Genomic DNA, 14,452 nt, shown 5'->3' on the forward strand with positions numbered 1-14,452 from the left:
AAAAAATGCAGGAGGCGCTTCATGCCTCCTGCATTTTTTTGATGGATCGATGTTTATGCTGGATGATGTTCCCCGCGACTGCTTTTCACAAAAACCGAAATCACAAGAGCAGCTGCTGCAAAGACGATGGCTACGAAATAAACCATATGAACGCCTTCTGTCATACCTTGCATGTGCAGCTCCTGACGGCTGGCTCCTGAAGAATGCGCGATAAAGCGATTCGAAACGGTCGTCAGAATTGTCGTGTACAATGCCGGACCGATGGCCCCTGACACTTGATTGACCGTATTCATAATCGCCGAGCCATGTGGGTACAGCGGTTTGGGCACCTGGTTTAAACCGAGCGTCATAATCGGAGCCATCGTTAACCCGACGCCGAGTGTGAAGCCGGCGTACAGCATCATTCCCGCCGCCATCGGCGTATCGCTTGAAATATTCGTAAACAGCGAAAGGACGGCAATCACAATGATCAACCCGGTGATCAACAGCGGTTTAAAGCCAAGCTTATCAAACAGGCGTCCTGCAACAAGAGATGTCATCGCCAGGACAAGGCCGCCCGGCAGCATAAGAATGCCTGTATAAAGCGGTGACAGCTCAAGCGCCATCTGGAAGTAAAGCGGCAAAATCAGCATCATCGAAAACTGTAGCATCATCACGATCCACATCAGGATAACCGAGACGGAAAATATTTTTGACTGAAACGGCCTCATATCAAGCATCGGCACTTTCAATTTGAGCTGGCGCATGACGAACAATATTAATCCGATGACACCGGCTGCCAGTCCGATGATCACTTTCGGACTGCTCCAGCCTGCAGCTTCCCCGGCGTTGCTGAAGCCGAAAACGATTCCGCCAAACCCGACAGTCGATAAAAGAATAGATAATATGTCAATTTTCGGATACGTCAGTTCGGTTACATTTTTCAGGCGGAACGCCGCATAAAAAATCATGAAAACCGATACTGGCAGCATCATGAAGAAAACAACGCGCCATGAATAATGCTCGACAATATAGCCTGAGATGACCGGACCGATCGCCGGGGCAAATAAAATAACGAGCGTTAGGATTCCGGTCATCGTTCCGCGTTTTTGCGGCGGAATCAAAGTCAATATCACATTCATCACAAGCGGCAGTATCAAACCTGTACCTGAGCCTTGGATGATCCGTCCGGCGAGAACGAGCGGGAAGACCGGAGCGATTCCGGCCAGAAAGGTTCCCGCCGTAAATAATGTCATCGCAGACAGAAACAACTGCCTTGTCGTAAAGCGCTGCATTAAAAACGCAGTAATCGGCACGGCGATGCCGATCATGAGCATATATCCGGTTGACAGCCACTGGGCCGTATTCGCTGAAATGCCGAAATCGTCGATGATCTTCGGCAAAGCCACATTCATGACCGTCTCATTAATCAGAGCGAGAAAATTTCCGACGATTAAAATGGCGATAATCATGAAGGAGCCTTTTTTAGCATGTTCCATTTGCATTTCCCACCCTTTATGATCGTTTTAGTAAAAAAGGAATTTGTTCGGCGGCTGCACTGAGGGGCCGACCGTTTTTTTTCGTCACTGAGAGCACATACGCACCCTCAATCATCGCCTGTATCGCGACGCTCAGCGTCTCGGCCGTTTCCGGCGCGTAGCCTGACTGGAGCAGTTTATCCTGATAGACAAGCTGCCAGTCTTGATAAACCTGTTCACAAGTTTGGCGGAGCCTTTCGCTGAACGACCACGTTTCTACGGCGACGGATACGATCGGAATATCATCGTTTTCTTCCATGATGTATTCCTCGATTCCGTCAGCCATCATCTGGATATAAGATTGAAACGCCTTGACAGGATCAGCTTCTCGGCTGATCGCTGACAATATATACGCTTTGATTCTTTCCCCGGTTAATTGAATCGCCTCTTGCGCCAGTTCTTCTTTGCCGCCGGGAAAATAATAATAAAGCGATCCCCGCGGCGCTCCGCTTTCGGCTGTGATTTGGCTCAGACCTGTGGCATGGTAGCCTTGTTTGCGGAACAATCGTGAAGCCGCCCGCAATATTTTGTCGCGGCTGCTCATTTTTTCTGCCATCCTATCATTCCCTTATGATTTTATACTGATCGGTCTATATAATTTTAACGAAAAAAAAGACCTTTTTTGAAGGCCTGTTTTAAAAAAAGGACGATTTGTCCATATTCGGTTCACCGGGAATCCGCTGAAGGCTTAAGAAAGCCGGCAAGCAGCGGCGCCACAGCGATCACTGCCAAGATCGACAAAAGGCTGTCAGATATGAGGTGAACAAAAGTTGAATTGATGGTATAGAGTGCGAGCACCGTTAAATAAACGGCCAAAAAAACGTAGCCGAAGATTTTCTTGCGGAACGGTTTTTTGAGTTGAATAAAAAGAAACAATCCGGCCATTAAAATGATAAACGTCACAGTTCTATTCTCCCTTCGCGAATGTTTCTCAATCCTCGTATGTCCGGTTTCTTTCTTTGTTGTCTTCAAATGCCAGCTGAATGACGAATAAAAACAGACAGGCGATGATTTCCACATCCAGCGGGATGGTGATGCTGTCCATCAATTCATCAGCGAGATGGATGGCAAGCCACGTAAAAAAACATTCGATCATAAAGGTCAGAGCTTTATGACCGATCATAAAGCTCAAAATCTTTTCCGGGATTTCAAACAGCGCGCCGAGGCCAAAGGATAAAAGGATATACCAGAAGAGCGACCAGGGCGATTCGTATGTCACGCCGAAAATCGCGAAAAAGCCGGCAACGCCGAAATAATAAGACCCGAATAAGAGCGTAAACACAGTGAGGATCAACAGAAAGATCAGAGTCACTGCGAACATGGTACCGAGAGTTTTTTTAATCATTAAACATTCATTCCTAATCATGCAGTGTATATTCATGATATCAGAAAAATATCCGGTTGTGAGTTATTAATGAGATTTTGGGGTTAAAGTTTGTGTGGAAGGGGGGAGTGGAGAGAGCGTTCTGAAAAATTCCTAAGGTGTTTTTCGAGACCTAATTAATCGCCATATATCATATTTGGAGCGTTTTCATAAGGGCTGCAATCAAGAGGATAGGATCACAAATAAAAAAGGCTGCCAGCCGGCAACCTCACTTTGTTAAGCATATTTCGTATTTGCTTGTTCTAAAACCGACGTATTTACTAGAAGAATTATTTTCGTGCCTTAGGTGATTTTCGATTTTGGTTCAATTGCTTTAATCTTTTAAATCTCATAAAGAGATTTTTATTTTCCTAGAGGGAACATATTTACAACCGCTGCGACTCCCGGTACACTACATAAAAACAGGACAGGCAGGTGCAAAAAATCAAGAGATGAAGCAGGCTTTAACTGACCAATACGGCAGCTTTACAGAGATGGCAGAAAATGAAATAGAAGGAACCGATTATTCGGTGGCTGCGCGGGATGCAGGGAGCGCACTGCTTGTGATGGCTCCCCACGGGGGCGGGATCGAACCGGGCATCAGTGAAATTGTCAGGGCTTTTGCAGCGGGTTCTTCGGTTTATTTATTGGAAGGATTGAAAAGGCGCGGCAATAAGAGTCTTCATGTGACAAGCGCCCATTTTGACTGCCCGCTTGCCGTGCGAATGGCTGCAGGACATCGATACATACTGGCGTTCCACGGATATGACGAGCCTTTCCGCCGGCATACGCTCATCGGGGGGACAGATCGAAGGCGCGCCTTGTTGTTTGCGGAGACATTGGAGAAGCACGGATTTTCTGCGGAGCTGGCGGCTGAAAGGGGATATCTTTCAGGTACAAACCCTGCAAGCATCAACAATCGCTGCCAAACAGGGTTAAGCGTGCAATTTGAAATCAGCACTGCCCAGCGGAAGGCGATGTTTGAGCAATTCACATTAAAGGGCAGGCGAACGTCTCAAAATGAGGTGTTTTCCCGCTATGTCAAAGCTTTGAAGGCAGGAGCCCGCATCGCATATGGGCCGAGTGCAGCCGGGAGCTGAGCCGGCTGTTTTTTATTTTCTCAGCATATACGCCGGCCGGCTTTCTGCCGCGACCATTTTGCCGACGCCGTTTGCCGTTGTGTACGGGCGGCGGGTTTCCCGGCGGTAGCGTGCAAGTTCGTCTTCTTCTTTAAGGCGAGCAGCATTCGCTGATTCGCTCTCTTGGGAAAGGCTCGCCATCCATGCCTCATGAAACTGGATCCCGGCTTGCCGTTTTTCAAAGAGCTCGATCCGTTTGACAGCGAACGATTCCGTGACTTTAAAGAGGTCGGCGATCATTTTAGCGGCTTGGCATCGCAGCTGGGGAAAATCCATTTTTAAAAGCATAAAAGTAGGGACGCAAAAATGGTACATAAATTGATTGGCCTGGAATTCCTGCAGCTCCCTGAACATCTGATTCATATAAAGCTGGTTTCCCGCGTGCTTTAATACGTGGCATAACTCATGGGCAAAATCCTCCCACTGCTTTTCCTTTGAAAGGCTGCTGTTGAGAATGATGCTGTACATGCCGTCATGTTTAATCATCATGCTGTTGACATTTTCATAGTGAATCCAAATGTTAAAATGAGCGGCTATGCGATTCATATCAATGTGGTGGGGTTCAAAAAAACCAAACTTTTGAAACATATTTTTGACGTATTCTTCTAGGTGAGATAAGTAAAACTTCAATACGAGACACCCTTTCGAACAAATGTTCTGTTTTTAGCGGGAAAGAAAAGCCCGTCAAAGGGGCTGTCATGTTTTCATGCAGATCTATCATATACGATGAGCAGCCTCTTTAGCAAATCTTTCCCTTTTTTATCGTCTTAACTATTAAATCGGCGCTCACCAGGTAACGTTTAATAGAAATTCCTTTTTTATCCGTTTTGTTTATCTCCGGGCTTTCGTTTTTTCTCTTTTTCTTTTAAGTATTGAATGAACTCGATGGCCTGCTGTCTGCTTTCGGGGGAAAATTCCTGCATGTCTCGGTATGCAATTTGCAGATCCGGATCTGCGATTTCGTCTTCAATCGTTTTTTTCTTTTCCGTTCCTGTCAACAGATAGTCAATCGTCACTTTATAGTAATCGGCGAGTTTTTTTAATGTTTCATAGTCCGGCTCGCTTCTTCCGTTTTCGTAATGGGAGTAGCGGGCCCGCGATACACCGATCTGCTTTGCAACTTCTTCCTGTGTCCGTTTTCCTCTCAGGCTCTTCAGTCTGCCGCCTAACATAGAATGACCTCTCTTCCTCAATTCGGCATGTTTATCTCTATTATAGATACAAAATGTATCGAAATAAACATATGATAAAAAAAGTATCAAAAAAGTATTGATGATAAGAAGTGTATCATATATAATCAAATCATCAGATACGTATTGTATCAAAAACAGGGAGTGAGAACATGTGCGAAAACGGTTGATCGAAGAGCGTTGTAAGAGGGGATGGACCCAAAAGCAAGTGTCGGAAAGGCTTGGACTCTCCGAGGTTTATGTTCGCAAAATCGAAAGGGGAACACGCAATCCCGGCAGAGAAACGATGCTGAAATTCGAAACGCTTTACTCAGTGCCTGATCGATTGCTTTTTCCCGATCTTTTTCAGGTCTGTTTGGATACATATTGTATCAACGGAACTCTGTATGAAAGAAGGCGATGTCATGAATCTTGAACATCCGATGGTCACACACATTCGAACGCACGGCTATCCAAAGGAAGCCGACAGAGAGCAAATGCGAAGACATGGCGGACCCGCCGGATATCCACAAGGAGGCAGAATGGGTAAAATTGTGATTTCCTACAGCTCAGACCGTTTTGATCAATGGCGGCTCGGCGAAGCCGGGGGATTCATCGCTTTTACGAAAGACGGAAAGCCTGTATTCCAATTCGATCGTAAAGGCCAATACGAACGGTATCTCAGACTGAACCGCAGAAGGCACAAGGAAGGGGGAAAATGAATGTCCTGTCCTCTCGATCAAAGCTATCCCTTTTCCGTTTACTCAGGGCTTTTAACACCTGTGCACTACGAGAAAATAGGCAATGCCATTTGGCTGTTTTTATGGTGCATCAGTTCAACAACTAAGGAAATCGAACGCGATGGGATGACATGGGGCATCGTGCTCGGCAACAAACCGCTGAAAGCCGCAGAACTGGCTCTTCAATTCGGCGTCAACGAAAAAACGGTTAGAAGATGGCTCGCTCTTCTCGAACGAAACGGCTACATTGCAGTCACAAGAGCGCCTTACGGAATGATTTTGTCAGTCAGACATTCAAAGAAATTTGCCTATGCCAGCCATGTCCGGTCAGGCAGTTCTGTTCGGACAGAAGAGACTGGCCGTGCGGACATCCTTGTCCAATCCAATAAAGATATCACACAAATCAACACAAAACATAATATGACTTCCATAAAAACAATAGCAGACCGATTTGCCGCCCTTAGGTCTTTGCAGGAAGGAAAGCCTGTCCATCCCTCGTCAAAAGACTACCAGGCCATCGCCCGGATTGTCGCCCGCGGAGTGTCTCTTCCGCAAACAATCAAATGGCTTGAACAATGCTTTGAAGAGTATGAGGCGCGGCGCCGAAGCCGCAATGAAACGATCAAGGTCTTCAGCTACTGTGAAAAATATATAATCGGCCGGCTGGCTGAAGCGGAAGAGAAAATAACTGTCAGGAGGGAGAACAATGTCCAAAAGAACAATCGAAGAGATCATGGACGAACTGAGAAACAGGAGCTGTCTATCACAGGGGGACAAACCGGAAGAATCCGCCGCAAAACAGTATGACTGTCCGAAATGCAAAGATGAACTCGGATTTATCGAACGGCGCGGAACGATGGAAGTATGGGTATCATGCGCCTGCCGCGAATGGCGGAAAGCGCAAAAGCTGTTGAAATCGAGCGAAATCACCGAACAATTTAAAAACTTAAATTTTGCTCAGTTCAAGACGAAAGGAAAACACCAATCTGTAAAAGAGGCGTATGAATGCGCCGTTGAATATGTACAAGCTTACCGGGACATCCGGGAAAGCCGCAAAAACAGCATCGCGCTCTTGGGACGACCCGGTTCAGGGAAGACTCATTTGCTGACGGCCGCCGCCAATGAGCTGATGAGGAAGCATTTCGTACCCGTCCTTTATTTTCCTTTTGTCGAAGGATTCAACGATTTAAAACAGGATTTCTCATTGCTTGAGGATAAGCTGAACCGGATGAAGCGAGTCGAGGTGCTGTTTCTCGATGACCTGTTTAAACCGGTGGGAGGCAGGCCGCGGGCGACGGAATGGCAGATCGAACAGACATATGCTGTCGTCAATTACAGGTATTTGAACCATAAGCCGATCATGCTGTCCAGCGAGCTAAGCGTTGAAGAAATTGTCAGCATAGACGAAGCGCTCGGAACGAGGCTGGTTGAAATGTGCCAGGACTTTCTCGTCGTCCTGAACGGGAGCTCTTTCGGCATCAATCATAGACTGGAGGGGATGGTTTGATGTGCCCGCTATGTAACGGGAGAAAATCAGTCCACCAGGACGCAAGGATCGGAACGATGTTCTGCGCTTGTCCAAACTGCCGCTCTGAAAGCGGCGATTTGACGGATGTGATCAAACATCTGGAAGCGCTGATTGCAAAAATGAAAACAAGGGTGAAACAAGGTGCTTAAATGTTTAAAAGCGATGATTCTCATCATCTGGACAGCGGCAAAAAGAGACGCACAAATGAAACGATGGCACGAAGAAGACGGAAAGTGAGGAAGACAAACGTGAAGAACGAAAGTGCGACGTACAGCCCGTCACCATGGCGCGTTGTCAGAACAAATAGCGACCTGTACATTTATTCAGCTTACAGTAAAGCCGAAAAGAAACGGTTTCCTTATTCCAGCGGGCGGGTGATTGCCAAAGTCGCCAACTACAGCGCATATTCCAAGGAAAAAAATGCCCGCTTAATCGCCGCGGCTCCCGAACTTTTGACCGCAGCGAAGCTCACGCTTGCCTATTTGAAGCGAAAACGGCCCGCTCGCTCTAATTCAGTTGAGAATCAATTGATAAATATTTTAGAAAAAGTCGTCGCAAACGCGGAATTTGAAGAGGAGGAAAATAGATGAACCATCCGGCAAAGATACAAGATATCCACGATACGACGGTTGCAAGCCGCCTTAAAAAAGGAAAGGTGACAGTGATCGTTCTTGATGGAATGAACGGCACAGCTTGGCAGGCCGAGGCGCCTGAACACGGCAAAACCGTCATTGAAACGAGAAAGGGAGACCTCGCAAGGGTCGAATTTGAAATCGGCTATAAGCTATAGCTCTACAACTTGAATATTTGTCCAAGACGGAAAGCCTGCGGACGCTGATCAGATGCACATCTTACTGTGTGGCTGATTGGTGTCCTTTTTTATTACAAAAAAACGGAGGTACACCAAAATGGAAGATTTGCTTTTCGAATATAAAAGAGCGCTGAAAAACACGAAAAAACTGTATCGGGCCTATCAGGATGAACAAGGGCTGACTGCTGAACAATTGAAAGATAAAAAACTGATCAGAAACATGATGACCGATTTGGAATATGTGATCGACTGGCTTGAAAACGGAAGGGAGCCGGGAATCAGAAGGGCGATTGACAGGCGAGACGCTTATAAACGGATGCTACTGAAAGATCCGCTGATCATCGACACGTTCTCAGAACAGATTTCATTTGAACCGGCTCAAGAAGTGTCAGCGTACGATAAAGCCCGGATTGAAACCGCGCTGTCTGCCCTTACGGCACGCGAAAAAGAAATCTTCATTTTACATAAGGTCGAACAGTTTTCCTATGAGCGGATTGCCGCCATGCTCGGCATCAAAAAGTCTACTGTTCAAACCAATGTGAAACGGGCGCAGCTGAAAATCGCGAAACAAATCGAAAAGCCTCTCGATTGTATGGCATAACGATATATCTGTCTTTTGTCATACGTTTGCCACCTATAAGTGAAAAGAGAAAAAATATAACAAAACATACTGTTCTTAAATGGAAGATTCATATAGCGATGAAATATTACTGTTTCCGGGAATGAGAGGCGGTGAAGATGAACAATGCCAAGGAAAAGGGATCCAAAAAGGGATGAAGCTTTTCGTCTCTATCAACAATACGGGGGAAACATTACGAATCTCGCAATCGCAAGAGAACTCGGCGTTTCAAATCAAAAAGTCAGCGTTTGGAAAACCCGTGACCGCTGGAAAAAGGCTGTAAACGGGGAGGATACGAGCAGAGGAAAAGCAGATATCCGCAATGAAGGGCTGAATGAACGGCAGCGTCTGTTTTGCATCTATTATGTGAAAAGCTTCAATGCTACCCAAGCAGCGATAAAAGCAGGCTACTCCCCTGCCAGCGCTCATGTGACAGGCTGCCGGCTTCTGAAAAACGAAAAGGTGGCCGATGAGATCAGGCGGATCAAAAAAGAGATGGTAGGGGAGATATTCGTTGAGGCGATGGATGTTCTCCAAGTCTATGTGAAAATCGCATTTGCCGATATGACCGACTATGTAACTTTCGGCAAAAAAGAGGTACAGGCTGTCGGAAAGTCAGGACCGCTGTTTGATGAAGAAAACAATCCGGTTATGAAAGAGATCAGCTTTGTCGATGTGAAACATTCCGACCTCGTCGATGGTACAGTCATCACAGAAGCGAAACTCGGGAAAGAAGGAATCGCAATCAAGCTGGCCGATAAAATGAAGGCGCTCGAGAAGCTCTCACAGTATTTCGATCTTTTCCCTGATTCATTTAAGCGGAAAATTGAAAATGAGAAGCTGAAGCTCGCCAAACAAAAAGCCGACAAAGATGCGGAATCAGGACCCGTTGAAGTGATCATCACCAGAAAAGGTGATTCGGCTTGATTATAAAAGAAGTCAATCCGCATTTTGAAGATTATTTGTTTAACTGGGATCAGACGTTTCAATTTCTTGTCGGCGGATACGGTTCGTCAAAAAGCTATCATACCGCTTTAAAAGTTGTATTAAAGCTGCTGCAGGAAAAGCGCACCGCTCTTGTTGTAAGGGAAGTGTTTGAAACACACAGGGATTCGACTTTTTCTTTATTCGCAACCATTATCGATGAGCTGGGTGTTCAAACGGCGGCAGAGGCCGTTTCTTCTCCGATGCACATCAGGTTTGCAAACGGCAGCCGGATTATTTTTAAAGGGATGGACAACCCGGCGAAATTGAAATCCGTCAACAACATCTCGCTGATTTGGATCGAAGAATGTTCGGAAGTGAAGTATGAAGGCTTCAAGGAACTGATTGGCCGGCTGAGGCATCCTGATCACAGGCTGTATATGATATTGACGACAAACCCCGTCAGCCAGTCAAACTGGACGTACAGACACTTTTTCAAGGATGAGCGGAACAAGCGGTTTATTTTGGATGATGAGGTTTTGTATGAAAAGCGGGTCGCTGTCGTCGGTGATACGTTTTACCACCATTCCACAGCTGATGACAACCTGTTTTTGCCGAAAAGCTACCTCAAACAGCTTGATGATATGAAAGCATATGACCCTGACCTGTACCGGATTGCCAGAAAAGGGAGGTTCGGGGTAAACGGCATTAGGGTTTTGCCGCAATTTGAAGTGATGGAGCATGAGGAGGTCATGAGGCGGATCTCCGCCATTTCCAAGCCGCTGAAGAGAACCGGAATGGATTTCGGATTTGAGGCATCATACAATGCCGTCGTCCGGGCGGCCGTCGATCCCGACAAAAAATATCTCTATATTTATTGGGAGTACTACAAAAATAAAATGACAGACGACAAGACGGCCGAGGAGCTTAACGAATTCGCGGTTACGAAGGAGCTGATCAAAGCTGATCCCGCTGAGCCGAAAAGCATTCAGTTTTTCAGGCAGAACGGCTTCAACATGACAGCAGCCCGCAAGTTCCAAGGCTCGCGCCTGCAATATACGAAAAAAATCAAGCGGTTTAAAAAAATATTCTGTTCTGACCGATGTGCCAATACGATCTACGAATTGCAGCCGCTGACCTATGCGACGGATAAAGACGGCAATCTGAAGGAGGATCAGTTTACAATTGATCCGCACACACTTTCCGCGCTATGGTACGCGCTTGATGATTATGAAGTCACCGATTTGAAGGCTGAGCAGGAAGCGAGAAAACGGCCGAACAGGAAAAGGGGGAGATAGTGTATGTCCACTCAGCAAACGGTAAGAGCAAAAGTCATGAAATCCCGTTTTCACGAGCCTGTAACAAAACAAATATATGAAGATCAATTTTCGGAGATCTACGGAGATGAGATTATCGCACCGCCGTACAATTTGAAAGAACTGAAAGTCATTGCCGAATATTCTTCAATTCTCCAGCAATGCATTGACGCCTATAAAACGAATATTGCAGGGTTCGGGCTTGATGTCGAGTACGCTTTTGATTTTAATGGTGCGGATGTGACGCCCGATAAGAAAAAGGCTGCTGAGACCGATTGGACAAGGCTTGAAGATTTTTGCCGCCATCTTCATTTCGATGAATCGGCTGAAACGATTTTAAGCCATATGATAGAGGACCGCGAAAAAACGGGGAACGGCTTTTTGGAGGTGCTCAGAAACGGCACGGGGCAGCCGGCCGGAATTGAATATCTCGATGTCAAAAATATGCGCGTATGCGGATTGACAGAACCGATCGAAGTGGAATTCGCCTACATGGAAAACGGATCGCTAAAAAACATCAAAAGAGAAAAAAGGTTCCGTAAATACGTTCAGATGATTGATGGCAGAAAAGTGTACTTTAAAGAGTATGGCGATCCGCGCGTCATGGATATGACCACCGGAGCGTTTGACAGACAGACTCCGCCTGAACGAAGTGCGAATGAAGCGATCCATTTTAAAATCGGCAGCGGCGTCTACGGCGTTCCGCGCTGGATCGGAAATATTGTCAACCTGTACGGAGCGCGGAAAGCGGAAGAGCTGAATTATATGTATTTCAGACAAGGCCGGCACGTCCCGGCCGTCATTACGGTTGAAAACGGCATGCTCTCAGAGGCTTCGTACAGAGAGCTGCAGGAATACATGAACGACTTGGAAGGCGTTGAAAATGCACACAAATTTTTGCTGATCGAAGCGGAGGGGATCGCCCAGGAAAAAGACATTCACGGCAGCCAGGACATTACGCCGGTGAAAGTGGACATCAAATCCCTCGCCGAAATTTTGCAGGAAGATGCGCTGTTTCTTGAATATGACGAGAAAACCCGGAATAAAATCCGCTCTTCTTTCAGGCTCCCGCCTCTCTACACCGGTGATGCCCATGAATATAACAGGGCGACAGCCGACACCGCCCGCAAAATCACCGAAGAACAGGTTTTTGAACCGGAGCGGAAAATATTGATCGGCAAGCTGAATACGCTGTTTCTCCGTGATTTAAACATTTTCCACGCGAGGCTCCAGCTGAAAGGACCGGACTTTCGCGATCCGCTTGAGATTGCAAAAGTGCTCGGTCCTTTTATTCAAGCGGGAGCGGTATCTGCAAATGATTTGCGTGACCTGGCCGGCAGAGTGCTCGGCAAGACGCTCGATGAATGGCCGGAGGAAGAATTCAGCAGGCCGCTCGGTTACCAGCAAAGCGCAAAGCGTGCTGAAGCGGAAGCCGGAGCACTGCTGCCTGAACTGCAGGAAGCCGTCGAGACATTGAAACAGATCACTGAAAGGAGGTGAACACTTCGTGCCGAGAGAGCTTAAAAATGCCAAGATCAATTTCGTCAGTTATGTCGACAAAGCGGCGAACAAAAAGAAATTCTTTATGACGAAATCGAGTGAACCGCCGACATTTGAAAAGGAAGTCAAGCTGATTGCGAAAGCCGAGGATGAAAAGAAGCTCGTCTACGGCGTGGTCTACGAGCCGGACATTCAGGATGCCCACGGCGATTTTATGTCGGCTGACGAAATCCAAAAAGCCGCCCACGGTTTTCTGAAAAATGCCCGGAAGATCGACAAGGATCACAATTTCCAGGGAGGCGTCGGAGAAGTCGTGGAGTCCTATGTTGCGCCGGCTGATTTTGAAGTGAACGGCGAAACGATTGTGAAAGGCTCTTGGGTGCTGGTGACAAAAGCCGGCGATGAGATCTGGGAACAGATTAAAAAAGGAAGCATCACCGGCTACAGCATGGCGGGCACTGCCGAAACGGTCGAACACCCGCCCCGCGCCGGCTCTAAAACCGATGAGACCGGCAGTTTCTTTCAGCTGTTTAAGCAGTTTTTTGCCGGCGACAAACAAAAAACGGGAGAGGAAGAAAAAAAGATGAAACGATCAGAAGTTCAAGGAACGATTGAAGCCGTCTTGGTTCCGCTTCTCAAACGTCTTGACGATTTGGAAGGGGATAAAGCGGCGGAAGAAAAAGAGCAGCAGACAGACCAGGATGCACATGTGAAGGAAATCGTCGAGGACATGCTCGCCCCTCTGATTGCGCGCATCGAAGCACTCGAAAAGATGAGAGGTGCCTCAAAGCAGGCAGCGGCTGAAAAAGAAGGAGAAGAAGAAGTTAAAAAATCGATTTGGAGCGGATTGCTTTAATTTGGAGGAGGAAGAACATGAGAAATCAAGAGATTATTCGTAAAGCCGAGATGTCGCTTGCGACGTTGAAAAGCGGAGGATTAATGAATCCGGCGCAGGCTTCTGCATTTATTCGCATGGTGCAAAACACGCCGACAATTTTCAGCGAATCACGTGTGATTCAAATGGAAAACGACTCGCAAAAATTTGAAAAAATCGGTTTTGGCCAGCGGATTTTAAGAGCGGCTGATGAAGGTAAAGCATTGGCGAAGGACCAATTAACCGCACCGGTGACCAGCACAGTTGAACTGAATGCGAAAGAAGTCATTGCCGAAGTCAACATTACTTATGACACGCTCGAAAATAACATTGAAAAAGACGGCCTTCAACAGACGCTGATGCAAATGCTGGCGGAACGGGCCGCTGTGGATATTGAAGAACTGATCGTCAACGGTGATGTTGCGTCTTCAGATCCATACCTTGCTCAACTTGACGGAATCCGGAAGCAGTCCGTCTCTCACATCGTCGATGCAGGCGGGGAGCAAATCAGCCGACAGCTTTTCAAACAGGGACTGAAAGCTGTTCCGGCAAAATATATGCGCGTTCCGCAGGAATTCAGATTCTACACATCGCTCGGTCAGGAGATCGAATGGAAAGACCGCGTCGCAGACCGTCAAACCACTCTCGGGGATGCGGCTGTACAGGGCGGGCTTTCAACCGCTTTTGGCGTGCCTGTTAAAGGGGTCTCAAATATTCAGCCGTATGCGTACGGAGAAGGAGATGCAGCCGCCGAAGCATCAGACATTATTTTGACGCATCCGAAAAATATTATTCTCGGTTTCTCGCGCAATATCAGAATTGAAGTCGATAAAGACATTCGCGCGCGCAAATTTATCATTGTCCTGACGGCAAAACTGGACAGCAAATTCGAAGAAGAAGACGCGGTTGCAAAAATCGTCAATGTAAAAGAGTAAATGCCTGAGTCCGAACG

20 protein-coding genes are annotated in these 14,452 nt (G+C 46.9%); 14 read left to right on the forward strand and 6 right to left on the reverse strand.

The genetic code is table 11. The features are described 5' to 3' along the window. Nucleotides 1-53: 53 nt before the first annotated feature. The 4 genes from MKZ04_RS02125 to MKZ04_RS02140 form a co-directional block, all read right to left on the reverse strand. A complete protein-coding gene (locus MKZ04_RS02125) occupies nucleotides 54-1,478 on the reverse strand; it encodes a DHA2 family efflux MFS transporter permease subunit (protein WP_026579875.1) in 1,425 nt (474 codons plus the stop codon). Between the two features lie 16 nt (nucleotides 1,479-1,494). Continuing rightward, nucleotides 1,495-2,073 (reverse strand): TetR/AcrR family transcriptional regulator, encoded by a 579-nt coding sequence (locus tag MKZ04_RS02130; protein WP_341045190.1) that lies wholly within the window; start codon nucleotides 2,071-2,073, stop codon nucleotides 1,495-1,497. Between the two features lie 110 nt (nucleotides 2,074-2,183). Further along, the gene (locus MKZ04_RS02135; RefSeq protein WP_020451001.1) at nucleotides 2,184-2,420 is read right to left on the reverse strand and encodes a hypothetical protein; all 237 of its coding nucleotides are present in this window, start codon (nucleotides 2,418-2,420) and stop codon (nucleotides 2,184-2,186) included. A gap of 28 nt (nucleotides 2,421-2,448) precedes the next feature. After that, on the reverse strand, nucleotides 2,449-2,862 hold the full coding sequence (locus MKZ04_RS02140) for a regulatory YrvL family protein (protein WP_128822748.1): 414 nt from the start codon (nucleotides 2,860-2,862) through the stop codon (nucleotides 2,449-2,451). A 470-nt stretch (nucleotides 2,863-3,332) separates the two neighbouring features. On the opposite strand from MKZ04_RS02140, the gene MKZ04_RS02145 reads away from it, so the two are divergent. After that, nucleotides 3,333-3,980, forward strand: a complete 648-nt coding sequence (locus MKZ04_RS02145) for a poly-gamma-glutamate hydrolase family protein (protein ID WP_020451003.1) — start codon at nucleotides 3,333-3,335, stop codon at nucleotides 3,978-3,980. A gap of 12 nt (nucleotides 3,981-3,992) precedes the next feature. Here the strand turns inward: MKZ04_RS02145 and MKZ04_RS02150 are convergent, their stop codons facing one another. Together MKZ04_RS02150 and xre are read right to left on the reverse strand one after the other, a co-directional pair. Next, nucleotides 3,993-4,649: an ImmA/IrrE family metallo-endopeptidase gene (locus tag MKZ04_RS02150; protein ID WP_128822743.1), complete on the reverse strand. Its 657-nt coding sequence runs from the start codon at nucleotides 4,647-4,649 to the stop codon at nucleotides 3,993-3,995. A 188-nt stretch (nucleotides 4,650-4,837) separates the two neighbouring features. Next, nucleotides 4,838-5,191: an HTH-type transcriptional regulator Xre gene (gene xre / locus MKZ04_RS02155; protein WP_020451005.1), complete on the reverse strand. Its 354-nt coding sequence runs from the start codon at nucleotides 5,189-5,191 to the stop codon at nucleotides 4,838-4,840. A 172-nt stretch (nucleotides 5,192-5,363) separates the two neighbouring features. Between xre and MKZ04_RS02160 the strand changes: the two genes are divergently transcribed. From MKZ04_RS02160 to MKZ04_RS02220, 13 genes are all read left to right on the forward strand, one after another. Continuing rightward, complete coding sequence (locus tag MKZ04_RS02160) at nucleotides 5,364-5,624, forward strand: helix-turn-helix transcriptional regulator (protein WP_026579871.1); 261 nt, start codon at nucleotides 5,364-5,366, stop codon at nucleotides 5,622-5,624. Beyond that, a complete protein-coding gene (locus MKZ04_RS02165) occupies nucleotides 5,614-5,910 on the forward strand; it encodes a hypothetical protein (RefSeq protein ID WP_145654202.1) in 297 nt (98 codons plus the stop codon). The genes MKZ04_RS02160 and MKZ04_RS02165 overlap by 11 nt, the downstream gene beginning before the upstream one ends. Beyond that, nucleotides 5,911-6,735, forward strand: coding sequence for an Rrf2 family transcriptional regulator (locus MKZ04_RS02170; protein WP_145624462.1), 825 nt, complete (start codon nucleotides 5,911-5,913; stop codon nucleotides 6,733-6,735). It begins immediately after the preceding gene. Continuing rightward, nucleotides 6,635-7,435 carry an ATP-binding protein gene (locus tag MKZ04_RS02175; RefSeq protein WP_145624464.1) on the forward strand — a complete coding sequence of 267 codons (801 nt, stop codon included), beginning with the start codon at nucleotides 6,635-6,637 and terminating at the stop codon, nucleotides 7,433-7,435. Before MKZ04_RS02170 ends, MKZ04_RS02175 begins: the two co-directional genes overlap by 101 nt. Further along, complete coding sequence (locus MKZ04_RS02180; protein WP_165768809.1) at nucleotides 7,435-7,605, forward strand: hypothetical protein; 171 nt, start codon at nucleotides 7,435-7,437, stop codon at nucleotides 7,603-7,605. Before MKZ04_RS02175 ends, MKZ04_RS02180 begins: the two co-directional genes overlap by 1 nt. 99 nt (nucleotides 7,606-7,704) lie before the next feature. Further along, nucleotides 7,705-8,046 carry a hypothetical protein gene (locus MKZ04_RS02185; RefSeq protein WP_341045194.1) on the forward strand — a complete coding sequence of 114 codons (342 nt, stop codon included), beginning with the start codon at nucleotides 7,705-7,707 and terminating at the stop codon, nucleotides 8,044-8,046. Further along, nucleotides 8,043-8,246 carry an XtrA/YqaO family protein gene (locus tag MKZ04_RS02190; RefSeq protein WP_020451011.1) on the forward strand — a complete coding sequence of 68 codons (204 nt, stop codon included), beginning with the start codon at nucleotides 8,043-8,045 and terminating at the stop codon, nucleotides 8,244-8,246. The genes MKZ04_RS02185 and MKZ04_RS02190 overlap by 4 nt, the downstream gene beginning before the upstream one ends. Nucleotides 8,247-8,364: 118 nt before the next feature. Beyond that, the gene (locus MKZ04_RS02195; protein ID WP_080131330.1) at nucleotides 8,365-8,868 is read left to right on the forward strand and encodes a sigma-70 family RNA polymerase sigma factor; all 504 of its coding nucleotides are present in this window, start codon (nucleotides 8,365-8,367) and stop codon (nucleotides 8,866-8,868) included. 144 nt (nucleotides 8,869-9,012) lie between these two features. Beyond that, nucleotides 9,013-9,813: a terminase small subunit gene (locus MKZ04_RS02200; protein ID WP_145624466.1), complete on the forward strand. Its 801-nt coding sequence runs from the start codon at nucleotides 9,013-9,015 to the stop codon at nucleotides 9,811-9,813. Then, the gene (locus MKZ04_RS02205) at nucleotides 9,810-11,108 is read left to right on the forward strand and encodes a PBSX family phage terminase large subunit (protein WP_103749043.1); all 1,299 of its coding nucleotides are present in this window, start codon (nucleotides 9,810-9,812) and stop codon (nucleotides 11,106-11,108) included. The genes MKZ04_RS02200 and MKZ04_RS02205 overlap by 4 nt, the downstream gene beginning before the upstream one ends. 3 nt (nucleotides 11,109-11,111) lie before the next feature. Beyond that, the gene (locus MKZ04_RS02210) at nucleotides 11,112-12,626 is read left to right on the forward strand and encodes a phage portal protein (protein ID WP_103749042.1); all 1,515 of its coding nucleotides are present in this window, start codon (nucleotides 11,112-11,114) and stop codon (nucleotides 12,624-12,626) included. 7 nt (nucleotides 12,627-12,633) lie between these two features. After that, nucleotides 12,634-13,482 (forward strand): XkdF-like putative serine protease domain-containing protein, encoded by an 849-nt coding sequence (locus MKZ04_RS02215; RefSeq protein WP_145624468.1) that lies wholly within the window; start codon nucleotides 12,634-12,636, stop codon nucleotides 13,480-13,482. A 17-nt stretch (nucleotides 13,483-13,499) separates the two neighbouring features. After that, nucleotides 13,500-14,435 carry a phage major capsid family protein gene (locus tag MKZ04_RS02220; RefSeq protein ID WP_020451017.1) on the forward strand — a complete coding sequence of 312 codons (936 nt, stop codon included), beginning with the start codon at nucleotides 13,500-13,502 and terminating at the stop codon, nucleotides 14,433-14,435. Nucleotides 14,436-14,452: the final 17 nt, after the last annotated feature.

This window comes from Bacillus sp. FSL W7-1354 (assembly GCF_038002405.1).
Classification (GTDB): domain Bacteria; phylum Bacillota; class Bacilli; order Bacillales; family Bacillaceae; genus Bacillus; species Bacillus paralicheniformis.

Bases quoted from the DNA above. Each gene is read 5' to 3' on its own strand.
- MKZ04_RS02195 (WP_080131330.1), top strand. From the start codon at position 8,365: ATGGAAGATTTGCTTTTCGAATATAAAAGAGCGCTGAAAAACACGAAA.
- MKZ04_RS02220 (WP_020451017.1), top strand. From the start codon at position 13,500: ATGAGAAATCAAGAGATTATTCGTAAAGCCGAGATGTCGCTTGCGACG.
- xre (WP_020451005.1), bottom strand. From the start codon at position 5,191: ATGTTAGGCGGCAGACTGAAGAGCCTGAGAGGAAAACGGACACAGGAA.
- MKZ04_RS02200 (WP_145624466.1), top strand. From the start codon at position 9,013: ATGCCAAGGAAAAGGGATCCAAAAAGGGATGAAGCTTTTCGTCTCTAT.
- MKZ04_RS02190 (WP_020451011.1), top strand. From the start codon at position 8,043: ATGAACCATCCGGCAAAGATACAAGATATCCACGATACGACGGTTGCA.
- MKZ04_RS02145 (WP_020451003.1), top strand. From the start codon at position 3,333: ATGAAGCAGGCTTTAACTGACCAATACGGCAGCTTTACAGAGATGGCA.
- MKZ04_RS02130 (WP_341045190.1), bottom strand. From the start codon at position 2,073: ATGGCAGAAAAAATGAGCAGCCGCGACAAAATATTGCGGGCGGCTTCA.
- MKZ04_RS02125 (WP_026579875.1), bottom strand. From the start codon at position 1,478: ATGGAACATGCTAAAAAAGGCTCCTTCATGATTATCGCCATTTTAATC.
- MKZ04_RS02180 (WP_165768809.1), top strand. From the start codon at position 7,435: ATGTGCCCGCTATGTAACGGGAGAAAATCAGTCCACCAGGACGCAAGG.
- MKZ04_RS02170 (WP_145624462.1), top strand. From the start codon at position 5,911: ATGTCCTGTCCTCTCGATCAAAGCTATCCCTTTTCCGTTTACTCAGGG.
- MKZ04_RS02140 (WP_128822748.1), bottom strand. From the start codon at position 2,862: ATGATTAAAAAAACTCTCGGTACCATGTTCGCAGTGACTCTGATCTTT.
- MKZ04_RS02165 (WP_145654202.1), top strand. From the start codon at position 5,614: ATGAATCTTGAACATCCGATGGTCACACACATTCGAACGCACGGCTAT.
- MKZ04_RS02210 (WP_103749042.1), top strand. From the start codon at position 11,112: ATGTCCACTCAGCAAACGGTAAGAGCAAAAGTCATGAAATCCCGTTTT.
- MKZ04_RS02175 (WP_145624464.1), top strand. From the start codon at position 6,635: ATGTCCAAAAGAACAATCGAAGAGATCATGGACGAACTGAGAAACAGG.